At 71.3% G+C, this 13487-nt stretch carries 10 protein-coding genes; 7 read left to right on the forward strand and 3 right to left on the reverse strand.

The features are described from left to right. Positions 1-10: 10 nt before the first annotated feature. Positions 11-3427 carry a sacsin N-terminal ATP-binding-like domain-containing protein gene (locus GPX89_RS44685; protein ID WP_328602064.1) on the reverse strand — a complete coding sequence of 1139 codons (3417 nt, stop codon included), beginning with the start codon at positions 3425-3427 and terminating at the stop codon, positions 11-13. 217 nt (positions 3428-3644) lie between these two features. After that, positions 3645-4640 carry a DUF3027 domain-containing protein gene (locus tag GPX89_RS18280; protein ID WP_328601963.1) on the reverse strand — a complete coding sequence of 332 codons (996 nt, stop codon included), beginning with the start codon at positions 4638-4640 and terminating at the stop codon, positions 3645-3647. A 17-nt stretch (positions 4641-4657) separates the two neighbouring features. On the opposite strand from GPX89_RS18280, the gene GPX89_RS18285 reads away from it, so the two are divergent. From GPX89_RS18285 to GPX89_RS18295, 3 genes are all read left to right on the forward strand, one after another. Further along, positions 4658-5452, forward strand: coding sequence for a glutaminyl-peptide cyclotransferase (locus tag GPX89_RS18285; RefSeq protein ID WP_157388779.1), 795 nt, complete (start codon positions 4658-4660; stop codon positions 5450-5452). Positions 5453-5605: 153 nt separating this feature from the next. Then, the gene (locus GPX89_RS18290) at positions 5606-7759 is read left to right on the forward strand and encodes an MFS transporter (protein WP_157388781.1); all 2154 of its coding nucleotides are present in this window, start codon (positions 5606-5608) and stop codon (positions 7757-7759) included. Positions 7760-7775: 16 nt separating this feature from the next. After that, positions 7776-8408: a DUF2771 family protein gene (locus tag GPX89_RS18295; protein WP_328601964.1), complete on the forward strand. Its 633-nt coding sequence runs from the start codon at positions 7776-7778 to the stop codon at positions 8406-8408. Between the two features lie 85 nt (positions 8409-8493). Here GPX89_RS18295 and GPX89_RS18300 read toward each other — a convergent pair whose 3' ends face one another. After that, positions 8494-8943, reverse strand: coding sequence for a cold-shock protein (locus tag GPX89_RS18300; protein ID WP_328602065.1), 450 nt, complete (start codon positions 8941-8943; stop codon positions 8494-8496). A gap of 183 nt (positions 8944-9126) precedes the next feature. On the opposite strand from GPX89_RS18300, the gene GPX89_RS18305 reads away from it, so the two are divergent. The 4 genes from GPX89_RS18305 (at position 9127) to GPX89_RS18320 (ending at position 13354) form a co-directional block, all read left to right on the forward strand. After that, entirely contained in the window at positions 9127-9357 is a 231-nt protein-coding gene (locus GPX89_RS18305) for a hypothetical protein (RefSeq protein ID WP_328601965.1), read from the forward strand. Positions 9358-9764: 407 nt separating this feature from the next. Further along, positions 9765-10397: a transglycosylase family protein gene (locus tag GPX89_RS18310; RefSeq protein ID WP_157388784.1), complete on the forward strand. Its 633-nt coding sequence runs from the start codon at positions 9765-9767 to the stop codon at positions 10395-10397. Between the two features lie 236 nt (positions 10398-10633). After that, positions 10634-10831: a hypothetical protein gene (locus GPX89_RS18315; RefSeq protein ID WP_157388786.1), complete on the forward strand. Its 198-nt coding sequence runs from the start codon at positions 10634-10636 to the stop codon at positions 10829-10831. Positions 10832-10975: 144 nt separating this feature from the next. Then, positions 10976-13354 carry a helicase-associated domain-containing protein gene (locus GPX89_RS18320; RefSeq protein ID WP_407939411.1) on the forward strand — a complete coding sequence of 793 codons (2379 nt, stop codon included), beginning with the start codon at positions 10976-10978 and terminating at the stop codon, positions 13352-13354. Positions 13355-13487 lie beyond the last annotated feature (133 nt).

Below are 13487 nucleotides of genomic sequence, written 5' to 3' on the forward strand. Positions count from 1 at the left end.
GCGCGAATCCTCAACGACGCGAGAAGTTCTGCGGCTGCGCCTGCACGTGCGTGACATCGCCCTCGCGCCACCACGCCACCGCCACGGTCGCCTCGTACGCCCCCGACAACCGCACCCGCAGCTCGTCGTGGACCACCAATCCGCCTGTGGGCGTGGTGAAATCGAACTGCATGCGCAGCAGGACGCCCAATGGTTCGGCGGCCCAGGTGGTTTCGCGGCCGGTGCTCACCACCTCGGCCTGGACGGCCTCCGAGGCCAGCGGCAGATCCAGCAGCGTGGCAAGCGATTTCGCGGTCGCGATGTCACCGACGACGAGCCGGTCCACCGGCAGCGCCGGGCCCAGCCAGGAACGATCCAGGACCAGCGCGTCGGCGGCCGGGATCACCTCGCCGGAGAGGGCGCGCACCTCGCCCGGGAGCACCACCTCCTCGGTGTCCAGACGTCCCGACTCCAGCGCCTCGGCGAGCAGCTGGTAGGTCTGTGAAATCGACTCGGGGGCGGGCCTTCTCGCCGGATCGGCCAGCGCGTCGAGGAGCTCTTCGGCCAGGGCTGTGGTCAGCACCTCCGGGTCGGCGAGCAGGCCGCGCAGCACCTTCAGATCATTGGCGTCGAAGCCGGGCAGCTGCGGGAGCAGGCCCGCGAACAGGGTGTCGTCCGGGTGCCGCATGAGCCCCAGCGGGATGCCGTCGATATGGGCGTGCTGCCCCAGCCACCAGGCGGTGTAGCCGTCGCGGTCGGCGAGCAGCGGGCGGGTGGCCGGGTCGGACAGCAACAGCCGCAGCGCCTCCGGCCATTCGGCGTCGTCGACCAGATCCAGATCGCGCACGGCGACGAGCTCGGCGGGATCCTCGGCGAGGCCCTCCCACCAGGTCTCCTCGTCGTCGAGGTGATGGTCGGGGCCGGTCGGATCCGACTCGGTCACCAGGGTGAAGCCCCAGCCGACGCCGATGGCGCGCAAGGCTTCCGCGCCGTAGCGCTCCAGCACCTCGGCGTCCACCGTCGAAAACGGCGAGTCCGCCACCAGCACCCGGCCCAGCGGCGCGTCGGGCAGCAGCAGTTCGTCGGCGGGCATCGATTCGCCGTCCGCATCCGGCAATTCGAGCAACCCCAGCCAGGACGGCAGCACCCCGGGCGCGGCCAGGGTGTGCGCGGCCAGGCCCAGCACGGCGTCCACGGTGTCCGGGTCGCTCGGATCGTCCTCCAGGATCGCCTGCAGCGCGGGATCGTTCAGCAGGTCCTCCGGCGTGGCGGCCCGCGCCCCCAGCCGCCCCAGCAGCTCGTGCGCCGCCTCCGGATGCACCAGCCGCGCCCAGTGCACCGGGATCGCCGACTCCATCCGGTCATCCAGCACCACGGTGCGCGGACCGGTCACCAGCCGCCCATCGGTCAGCGGCACGGCCAGCGCGCCCAGCTCCTCCACCGACAGCGGATCACCGGCGAAGAATTCCAGCGCGTCGTAGAACGAATACCACCACTGCGGTTCGCGTTCCAGGCTGCTCGACAACTCCGCGATCCGCGCCAACCCGATGCGATGCACATCCAGCACGGCCAGCGCGTCGGCGAGGTGCCGCCCCGACAACTCCGGAATCACCAACGGCCCCACCATATCCGCCAGCAACTCGGCCAATTCGACCGTCACACCGGTGAATACGCTCGCCCGTCGCGGCGCGGCCACCGCCCCGCCGTACGAATCGATACTCGCCCCGGCGCTTTCGGCGGTCGCCGGTTCATCCACAACCATCCCCAGGGTGGTTGTGCCCGCCTCGGGCACACCCGGGCGGTCCGCGCTCACGCCGAATTCGTCCAGGGTGTCGAACCCCGCGATATCCAAGGCTTCCCCCGGCTCGCCGGGCTCAACGAAGTCCCCGGTCCCCGCCGCGACCACATCGTGCGGCCCGATCGCGTCGTGGGGTTCGACCGCGCCGTAGGGCAATTCATCCTGCGGCGGCAGCTCCCACAGCGGCAGCGTCTCGTGCTCTGCGGCCCGCACCACACGGCCCTTCCCGCCCGCCCCGGCAACATCCCGGCCCCTGGCAGGTACCGAACCGCCGACGGCGTCGACGTCACCCGGCAGCCCGACCGCGCCGGCGGCTTCGGACGGCGCACCGCCTTCCGCAGCCGCGGGTGGAACCTGCCCGGCATGGAGTGCTTCCGATGCCGCAGAGGGCACGTCCCGGACTGCCGCATCGCCGGGCACAACCCCGCGCCGAACGTCGCTGTCGGCCGGCGCGGCCGCATCCGGGACGTCGTCGGCAGCCGGTGCGGCGAAGTTCGCAGCGCCGAGCGTGGTGTCGGTGTCGACCGCTGCGGCCGAGCCCGCGGGCGCGGCGTCGAAATCCGCTGGTATGGGTGTGGCTTCGTGCGAGGCCGGGCGGACGGCCAGAACCGGGAGCCATTCGTGGTCGCGGAGTTCGGCGATCAGGGCCTCGCGGAGCAGCCCGTCGGCCTCGCTGCGCGCGAAGCCGGGGGTGGGGACCAGGACCAGGCGGTCACGGGGCGGGAGGGCGCGCGCGAAATCGGCGTAGCCGGCGGCCAGGTCGGTGAGGCGGGCGCCGGGCAGCAGGCGGCGGCGGTCCGGCTGCATCGGGATGTCGGCGATGAGCAGGGCCGGGATGGACAGTTCCTCGTCGGAGCGGGTGGGGGCGCGCAGCACGTCCGGATGGGTGGCGACCGGGCGGCCGTCGCGCACCGGCAGCAGCCAGCGGGCCCGCTCGGTGCGGTACTGCCACCACACCCGCTCGTCGGAATTCGGGCCGGTGACACGCAGTTCCGTCAGGCCGTGATCGAGTTCCCGCGAGGCGCCGGTGATCTCGTCGTCGCCGATCCGAATACTGTGCAGCGCGGGCAGTTCCAGCAGCAGCTCAGCGGCCTCGGCCCGCATTTCCGCGAGCAGGGCGACGGTGTCCACGTCCTCGCGCAGCCGCAGCACCACCTCGGTGTCGAAGCCGGCGGCGGGCCGCTCCTCGAGCGCCCAGGCCAGCCGCAGCGCCGGCGGCTCGAAACCGCCCTGGGTCTCGGGGATCTCGATGCCCTGTGCGCCCAACAGCGCCCGGGTCTCGGCGCGCGAGAACCGCACCGACCCGCCACTCGAACGCAACTCGACCTCATCCGAGACCGTCAGCACCGCGGTGAACCCGACGCCGAACTTCCCGACGCTCGCGCCCTCCGCCTTCCCCGAGGCCCGCAGCGCCGTCAGCGCGTGCACGCCCGAAACATCCAGTGCCGCGCCGCTGTTGGCGACGTGCAGGGTCCGGCCGTCCAGCCACACCGCGACGCGTCCGGCCACCCCGGCCTTCGTCGCGGCGTCGGCGGCATTCTGGGCCAGCTCGGTCAGCAGCCGATCCCGGTAGCCCGCGCGCACCAGGTCCGCCTCGGTGGCGGCGTCCTCGCGCAGCCGGGTGGGCGATCCGCGCCAGGCCGCCAGCACCCCGGCCCGCAGCTCCTCGGTCCCGAACGGATCCCCCAGGTCGGTCGCGATCACGCGCTATACCCCTTCCGCACCACGGTTTGTCGCCGCCACAACGGTTTTCTGGCAGGCCAAAGCCAACCATCCGGTCATTTCACAGAATTCCGACACATTCCGACCGGCGATCGGGCCCACTGCCCGACCTCCGCGGCGCTGCGGGAGGTTACGCGGTCGCGTCTCAGCGCGACTCCGCAGCCCCCGAATCGGGTTCCACCCGTACCGCGTTGACCGCCCAGGCATCGTCGTACACCGCATCCGGATCGGCCACCTCGAACAACCCGACCGGGCCCTCGTCCTCGGCGGGCCCGGATTCCACGGAGGTCTCGGGTGCCGCGCTCGGCGCGACCTCGATCGCATCGCCCCCGGATTCGGAGGTTTCGCCCGGGTCAGCGGATTCCGGTTCGGCCGCAGGGGTTTCCGGCCGCAGCTCGGCCGCCGGAATCAGCTCCACCGCGGCATCGTCGTACGCCTCGTACAGCGGCGAGCCGTTGCCGCTGGGCAACACCACGTCGGAGTGCGCGCCACAGCCGTAGGCGACGTGCACGACATGCCCGTCGGCCCCCATCGCATTGGCGCAGACGCCGAAGCCGGCGCGCAGCGCACCGGCCAGCGGGACGTAGAAGCCGCACAGGCCGCAGGTGGACGGTGCCGCCCGGGCCATGTCGGTATCGGGACCGTATTCGGAGAACCAGCGATCGGAGGCTTCCTCGCGGCCCTCGCGCGAGAGCACCTGGGAGCGGCCGAGACCGATCTCGAGGGCCACCTCGTCGATGGCCGGGTCACCGCTGGCGACATAGCCGGGCACCAGGCGCAGGTCGCCGACCGGCGGGGCCAGCAGATCGCCGGGCGCGAGATCGCCGGGCCGGATGCGCTGATCCCACGGAATGAAATCGGGAGCGACCAGGGCGTCGGGCCCGGGCAGCAGCGCCGACTCGCTCACCGTCGCGACCGTGGCCTCCGGCGGAGCCGCCACCACGACCGCCCACTGCCAGCCGCGATAGCCGGGCAGGGTGGCCTCGAAGTGGTGGGTGGCCGAGGATTCGTCCTCGGCGGTCACGCCCAGATGGACGCCGACCCCGACCGGCTCCAGATCCAGGAGCGCACGGCGAGCCAGCTCGACCGCCTCCGCCAGGATCGGCCGTACATCGGGCTCCGAAACTCCAACCGCGCTCACGGTCTACATTTTGCCGCATGGAGCGCAAACGCCGTGCACCGGTGGTGGCCGCCATGATCGCGCTGTGCGCCGCCATGGCCCTGGCCGCGACCATCAGCGGCTGCACCAGCAGCGACAACACGCCGAAGATGCGCGTGGAAGTGATCACTACGCTGCCGCACGATCCGGGCGCGTTCACCGAGGGCTTAGAAATAGACGGGTCTGTTTTATATGAGGGCACCGGACTCTCGGGCCACTCGGCGGTCCGCGCCACCGACTTCGCCACCGGCGCCGAACTCGCCCGCGCCGACCTGCCCGCACCCCTGTTCGGCGAGGGCATCACCCGCGCCGGCGACCTGCTCTGGCAGCTCACCTATAAAGACGGCATCGCCATCGCGCGAGACCCGGCCACCCTCACCGAGATCCGCCGCACCCACTACGACGGTGAGGGCTGGGGCCTGTGCACCCGCGGCAACCGCCTGGTCATGAGCAACGGCAGCGCGAGTCTCACCTTCCGCGATCCGCAGACCTTCGCGATCACCGGCACGGTCGCGCTCACCAGCCACCGCGACGCCCGACTCAACGAACTCGATTGCGCACCGGACGGTTCGGTCTACGCCAATGTCTGGCCCACCGACACCATCCTGCGCATCAACCCCGATACCGGGGCGGTGCTGGCCCGCATCGACGCCTCGGGTCTGCTCTCCGGCCACGACCGCACCCCCGACACCGATGTCCTCAACGGCATCGCCGACATCCCCGGCACCGACACCTTTCTGCTCACCGGCAAAAAGTGGCCGAAGTCCTACGAAGTCCGCTTCGTACCGGCCTGACCACCCGTCGCGACCAGCGCTCGGCCGAACTTGTGGCGGCCCACACCGGCGGTAGTGCAGCCGCCGGCCTGCGGCACTGCAAGAATTGGTGGCGTGACTCCTCCCCGTGACCCCGGTGCCGACCCAGGTCGCTGGGGCGACGAGGACTCTCCCATGATCGAACGGCACCCGGGGTACGACCGCTATCCACCCGCCAACCGCGCGGGCCGCCGGCCCGTCCCACCGCGCGACGAGCCCGAAGTGCCGGAATTCCTCACCCGCCGCACGCCCCCGGGCCGCGACGAGCCGCCACCGGACCCGCGCGGCAATCCCCCGCGCGCCGCCGGCGGCGAACCACCGCGCGAACCGGAGGGCCGGACCTCGCGGTGGGCGCGCCGCCGCCACGAGAAGTCCGAGGCGCGGCGCGAGCACGACGCCCGGGGCGGCGACGAGGTCCGGGGCCGCGACGCGCCACAGGCCAACCCGCCGACGCGGCCCTACCGCACCGGCTCCACCGAGGACGGTTCGAGCGAACCGCGAGAATGGCAGCAGCCGCACGACTTCGGCACCCGACGGCGGGTGCGCTACGACCCGGAGTCCGGCCACGAGTCCAAGCACTCGCACGGGGACGAACCCGCACCCCGCCGCGCCCCGGAGCGGACCCTCCCCTACGACACCGAGCGAACCCGCCCCTACGAGTCCGGCACCCCGCCGTTCGGCCCGGCGCCGCAGTCGGCACGGGACGCGGACCGAACCCGTTCGTACGACGCGGAATCGACGCGGCCCGACGCCACCCGCCCCGCCCACGATCCAGCGGCGCACCCGGAATCGACTCAGCCGCAGCCTTTCGCGCAGCAGCCGGAGACCCACGACACCGGCGGCGTCCACAAGCCGCCGCGCAAGCTGACCGTCACCCGCGTCGCGGCCCGCCGCAGTATCGAGCTGACGCAGAGTGGTTTCGCGACCTTCCAGCGCGCGGCCAAGGCCGACGGCGCGGAGGAGTCCGGTCTCACCGCGCTCGTCTACGCCACCATGGCGAACTTCGCCACCGACGCGGCGATCGCGGTGGCGCTGGCCAACACCTTGTTCTTCGCCAGCGCGACAGCGGAATCGGTCACCAAGGTCGCGCTGTACCTGGTGATCACGATCGCCCCGTTCGCGGTGATCGCACCGGTCATCGGTCCCATGCTGGACCGCCTGCAGCACGGCCGCCGGATCGCCCTGGCCGGATCGTTCGCGATCCGGGTGCTGGTGGCCGGCCTGCTGATCTTCAATATCGACAACTGGGCGCTGTATCCGCTGGCGCTGTGCATGATGGTGCTCAGCAAGTCCTTCTCGGTGCTGAAGTCCGCGGTCACCCCGCGCGTGCTGCCACCGGGAATCGACCTGGTGCGCACCAATTCCCGGCTCACCGTCTTCGGACTGGTCGGCGGCACGCTGTGCGCAGGCGGCGTGGCCGCGCTCATCGCCAAGGTGACCGGCTCGACCGGCGCGCTGCTGTTCGCCGCCGCGCTCGCCGCCGCCGGCGCGTTCCTGAGCCTGCGCATCCCGTCCTGGGTGGAGAACACCGAGGGCGAGGTGCCCGCCACTCTCGGCTACCACGGCGACGACGCCCGCACCGAGATCCTGGACCCGAGCCGGGCCGATCAGGTCGCACCCACCAAACGCCGTCAGCCGCTGGGTCGTTCGGTGGTGACGGGACTATGGGGCAACAGCACGGTCCGCGTGCTGACCGGATTCCTCACCTTCTACGCGGCCTTCGTCGTCAAGACCACCGAGCATCGCGGCGTGCAGCAGATCGCCATGCTGGCCGTGGTCGGCGTGGCCGCCGCGGTCGGCAACTTCGCCGGCAACGCGACGGGCGCCCGCATGAAACTCGGCCGCCCCCAATTGATCGTGCTGGTCTGCACCGTCGCCTGTGTCGGCATCGCGATCGCGGCGGCGGTCCTGGACAGCCTGATGGGCGCGGCGCTGGCCACCCTGGTCGCGTCCGGTGCCAGCGCGCTGGCCAAGGTGTCGCTCGACGCCGCCATCCAGGACGATCTCCCACCCGAATCGGTGGCCTCCGGCTTCGGCCGCTCCGAGACCGTGCTGCAGCTCGCCTGGGTGCTGGGCGGCGCGCTCGGCGTGCTGCTGCCGACCCTGTGGATGCCGACCATGTGGTGGAAGGGGTTCGCCGTGGTCTCGGTGGTCATGGCGCTCGGCTTGATCCAAACCGTGGTCAGCTACCGTGGTCATTCGCTACTGCCCGGTTTGGGCGGTAACCGCCCGCAGCACGCCAAGCAGGAAGTCCCCGGTGCGCACCACGCGGGGGAACCCACCCCATGACGGACAGGACATCCCGGTGAGCCAACCCAGAACCCGCACGATCGTCGCCTTCGCCGGAGCGGCGCTGCTGGTTTTCGTGGCGGCGGTGGCCGCCGTGGTCACGATCGCGGTGCACCGGGCCGCCGAGCCGCAGGCTCGGATCACGGCCTACGCCAACGGCAAATCGATCACGGTCGCCCCGTACGTGGACTGCAATGTGCGCATGCAGGACTGCAAGACCCTGCCCGCCGACAGTGACGTGCCGCTGCCCCCGGGCCTGAACTGCGCGGCCGGCGGGGACGGCTGCCATACCGGCAAATCCGCCGAGCTGGCGGTGAAACCTGGCCTCCCGCTGCAGTTGTCGCTGCCCAAGGAGATCTCGGACGGGCCGTGGCTGGGGCAGACCGTCTACCAGGCGCCCAATGGCAAGGTCCTGCAGAAGCCCATCGAGCACGACGACTACACCAAAGGCACGACCGCGCTGACGGTCCCGTCCGTGCTGTACCTGACCGCCGACGGGAAGCTGGCCGAGAAGAAGCCGGCCGCGCCGTCGGTGACGTTGATGCTCGTCGGCACCGAGATCGCCCTGCCGATCCTGATCCGCGACCAGACGACCGGCGAGGAGGGCTACCTCCCGCACGCCGCCTGGTCCATCAGCACCGCCGCCTAGATCCCCCGTCCGCGACCGCATTTCGTACGAGAGAACCCCGGTGACCGAGTCACCGGGGTTCTCTCGTAGGACGGTGTGGCTCGGCCTAGTGGTCGAGCTCGCGCGCCACGCCGCGCACCACTTCGGCGATGCGCTGTGCGGTCTTGCGGTCCGGGTACTTGCCGCGGCGCAGATCCGGCTGCACCTTGGTCTCCAGCAGCGTGATCATGTCCTCGATGAGGCCGTGCAGCTCGTCCGGCTCCTTGCGGGTGATGGGGCCGTCGTTGCGGCCGCCGCGGCGGTCTCCGCGTTCGCCGCGGCCACCCCGGTCACCGCGCTCCTCGCGAAGGTTCGGGGTCTCCAGCAGCTTCAGCGAAAGCGCCTGCGGGCCACGGCGACCCGCGGCCATGCCGAATTCGACCCGCTGTCCGGGCTTGAGCGCCTCCACACCATCGGGCAGCGCCGACGATCGAACATAGACGTCCTCGCCCTCATCCTGGGAAAGGAAGCCGAAGCCCTTTTCGACGTCGTACCACTTCACCTTGCCGGTCGGCACTGCGCTCACCCGTTCGTCATTCAAGCCCGAGCAGCGCCGGGCACACTCGTGGCCGCAGGCGCACGCGCCCCCGACCTTTCCGTTTGCGAAAAGAACGCGCCCCACACAGCTATGCAGGACGCGATAGACACCGAGTCTACCCCGGTGTGAATAGCGCGAGCACATCAGTTTTACGGTTCAGAGGTGTCGGACACTTCTTCCGAGCAGGGTTCTCGCGGTTCGGCGAGCCCGCTGCTCTATATCTCTCTGGGCCTGTTCGCGATCGGGTTGCTGGCGGTTGTCGCAATCTTCGGCGTCCACTTCGCGACCGATGCGAAGCCGGGACTGTGGCTGTATCTGCTCGCCATGTGCGCGCCGCTGGGGTTCCTGCTCTCGCTCGTCTTCGCGCTGTGGTCGGGTCGCCGCTCGCGATGACGCGGCGACACCGGGATTGCCCACTTCGTTACCCGAGCATGCCTGTGATCTTCGTCACATAACGAGAAGGTCACGGAGCGGTGACAGACCCCTATCGAGCGGGACTCGCCGTGACCACCTGCGCAGAAGCCAAGCGGAACCCCTTGCGCCGGTTAGCGACCCGGACAGACACGACGGTTACCAAAAGGAGACTTTTCACGGCGGTCGTCGTAATGTTCTCCACCAGCCGGGTCAGCCCGGCGCCACCGGCCCGCCGCACCGAACTTCGCCCCGCGGGTACGGACCCCCAACTGGAATCAGGGGCGAAGACGAGGAACAGCGCACGATATGTGCGCCGGGCCGGACGACCTCTCAGTTCGACCCCGGTAGTCGGCCTCGCAGGCGCGTACGAGAGGAAAGACCCGAAAATGAGTGGACGCCATCGCAAGCCGACCAACACCGGCCGCACTGTCGCCAAGGTTGCCCTGACGGGCATCGCTCTCGGCGGCGCCGGAGTGGCCATGGCTGGTAACGCCAGCGCGGCACCCGACTCCGACTGGGATCGCCTCGCACAGTGCGAAGCCGGCGGCAACTGGGCCATCAACACCGGCAACGGATTCCAGGGCGGGCTGCAGTTCTCCCCCGGCACCTGGAACGCCGCGGGCGGCGGCGAATACGCCCCCACCGCCAACCAGGCCACCCGCGAGCAGCAGATCGCGGTCGCCGAGAAGGTGCTCGCCACCCAGGGCTGGGGCGCATGGCCGTCCTGCTCCTCGAGCCTCGGACTGACCAGCGGCTCCACCCCCCGCCAAGCCCCCGCGCCGGCGGCCTCCAGCACCCCGCAGTGGGCCCCGCAGCAGGCCGGCCCCGGCGGCGGCACCAACGGCACGCAGGAAGTCTTCCAGGCCGTCGACCGTGCCATCGCCGTCGCCCAGTCGCAGGGCGTCAACATCCCCCAGCCCGCGCTGGACTTCCTCAACGCCACCAAGGCCAGCGGCACCCAGCTGGATCCGGGCGTCGTGAACTTCTTCGAGGCGAACAAGGGCCTGCTGCCCCAGTAGCACCGCGTTCCCTCTTCCCGAATGCCCCGCGTCGACGCCGACGCGGGGCATTCGCGGTTTCGACAACTCTCGTAACTCCCTGGGGCTTCCGAGGCGCCCCCCTCTCCGACTTGGGGTTTCAGGGGCTTGCCCCTGAGAGCTACGAGAGTTGTCTCATCCTGTTTGCCAGCGGAACGCGGTGGTGGGGGCAAACTTCCGGGTGCCGGAGCGGGCGGTCTTGTGGGCCTCATGTCAGAATGAGCGACGTGGTGAACAAATCGAACAAGCCCTATGTCGACAATGGCTGGCCGGAGATGGCCAACGGCGACCACGCGGTCACCGAACTCTCGTCGACCCGCTCCGGCGGTCTGTCCCCCTACGGCGAGGACACCGAGTTCCCGCTGCCGGCCGACAAGCTGCCGTACGTGCACCCGTACACGGTCGTCAACCGCTGATCCGAGGCACGACCGACAAATCATGCGGTTAACGGCGCTCGTTCCCGGGCGGCCGCCGTGCGTTCGACTCCAGGCTCGGACTACCCCCTGGTTTCCCGCGGCGGCCGCTGAACCGCGTCCACCCGGCCCGACGGATCGGGTGAAGTGACCGACACCCCCGCCCCCGCCGCTACCGGCGCCGAGGCTTCCGCCGACACCGCCCCCGAGGCGCCCGCCAAGAAGACCCGGTCCGCTGCCGCGCGAGCCGATGTGACTCTGGCCGAATGGCTTTCCAAGCGCTCCGACGAGGATCTCGTCACGCTGCTGGAGCTACGCCCGGATCTGGCCGTTCCCCTGCCCGCCTCGATGGCGGTGCTGGCGGCGCGCACCGAACAGCGCGCCTCGGTGCTGCGGGCCGGCGACGAGCTCGACACCCTCGACTTCGCGATCATCGAAACCCTTGTCGTGCAAGGGGCCGCCGACGGCCGCCACGGTCAGCCACTGCCCGCCAAGACCCTGCGCAAGCTGCTCTCGGACCGAGTTCCGGCGGCGACGGTCAACGCCGCGCTGCAGAAACTGCGCGCCCGCGCCCTGGTGTGGGGCCCGGACACGGCCCTGCGGGCGACACCCGCCGCGCAGGAGGCGCTGCCGTGGCCCTTGGGCAGCACCACCGAACTGCCGGACGCGCTCACCGAGCCCGAGATCGCCGCGGCCCTGGCCGAATCCACGCCACAGGAACGCGCCCTGCTCGACAAGCTGGCCGCCACCGGCCCGCGCGGCCGCACCCGCGATGCCGCGCCCGGCACCCCGAGCGAACGCCCGGTGCAGCGGCTGCTGTCGCGCCGCCTGCTGAACTGGATCGACGAGGAGACCGTCGAGCTGCCGGCCGCGGTCGGCCAGACCCTGCGCAACGAGCCGGTCACCGATCCGCACGCCCTCACCCCGCCGCAGCCCGGCACCACCAAGCACCCCCCCGCCGACGTCAACGCGGTGGGCGCGGGCGAGGTGGGAGAGCTGTTGCGGCACAGCACCTCCCTGCTCGAGGTGCTGGGCCGCACGCCCGCGCCGGTGCTGCGCTCGGGTGGTCTCGGCGTGCGCGAACAGCGCCGCATCGCCAAGCAGACCGGTATCGACGAGACCCGGGTCGGCCTGCTGGCCGAGATCCTGGTGGCGGCGCGGCTCATCGACAAGGGCACGCCCGAACCCGCACCCGAGGGCGACGGCACCGAGGACTACTGGACGCCCACCACCACCTCCGACGCCTGGCTCGCGGTGGTGCCGCCGCGCCGCTGGGTGGTGCTCGCGCAGGCCTGGCTGGAGCTGGACCGCTTCCCGTGGATGATCGGCCTGCGCGACGCCAATGACAAACCGCTGGCGGCGCTCTCGGCCGAGCTGCGCACCGTGCACGCCGTCCGAGACCGGCGCGCCGTCCTGGAGCTGCTGGCCGAATTCCCCTCCGGCACCGAGGTTTCCGCCGCCGATCTGGGCCGCGTGCTGGCCTGGCGGCAGCCGCGCCGGCGGCGGCACTATCGGCTGGACGCGGTGGAGAGCACACTGGCGGAAGCCGAATCGCTGGGTCTGGTGGCACGCGGGGCGGTTACTTCGGCGGGGCGCGCGCTGCTGCACGGCAGTCCCGAGGACGCCGAGTCGGAGATGGCGACCGCGCTGCCGGAGCCGGTGGATCACGTGCTGGTGCAGGCCGACCTGACGGTCATCGCGCCGGGACCGCTCACCCCGGAGCTCCAGCACCGGATCGAAAGGGTCGCCGATGTCGAATCGGCCGGTGCGGCAACGGTTTACCGCCTCAGCGAGATCTCGGTGCGCCGAGCCCTGGACGCGGGATCCACCGCCGCGGAGCTGCACAACCTGTTCACCACGCACTCGCGCACCCCGGTCCCGCAGTCGCTGACCTACCTCATCGACGATGTGGCCCGGCGCCACGGCCGCCTGCGCGCGGGCATGGCGCAGAGCTTCGTGCGCAGCGAGGACCCGACCCTGCTGGCCGAGGTGCTGGCCGCTCCGGTGGCCGGGGAACTGGCGCTGCGCGCGGTCGCGCCGACCGTCGCGATTTCCCAGGCGTCGCTGGGCGAGGTGCTGGAACGCCTGCGCGCCGCCGGTTTCAGCCCCGCCGGGGAGGATTCCTCCGGGGCCATCGTCGATTTGCGCCCCCGGGGCGCGCGCCTGCCCGCCCGTCAGCCGACCCGCCAGAACTGGCGGCCCAATCCGCCCAGCACCGAACAGCTGCAGTCCCTGGTCGCCGAGCTCCGCGCCGGGGAGCGGGCCGCCAATGCCCGCCCCGGCCAGGCGGTCCGCTCCGACGGCTCCCGCACCAGCACCGCCGCCACCCTCAATCTGCTCCAGCTGGCCGCCCGCACCCGCCGCCCGGTCCACATCGGCTACGTGGACGCGCAGGGCGTGGCCACCCAGCGCGTGGTGGAGCCGCTCAAGGTCGGCGGCGGCCAGCTCGACGCCCTCGACCCCGTCACCGGCTCGGTCCGCCACTTCACCCTGCACCGCATCGCCTCGGTCGCGCTGGTCGAATAGCGATGGGCCGGATGAACAGCGAAGGCCCGGTGCGCCGACGGCATTTCGACTGCCGCCCGCACACCGGGCCCTCGGGTCCCCGGAGTCTCTACCCCGTGGGTTTCCGAAGCGCCTCGCCCCGGGTGGGGTTTCC

The sequence above is a fragment of the Nocardia terrae genome, assembly GCF_009760405.1.
GTDB classification, from domain to species: Bacteria; Actinomycetota; Actinomycetes; order Mycobacteriales; family Mycobacteriaceae; genus Nocardia; species Nocardia terrae.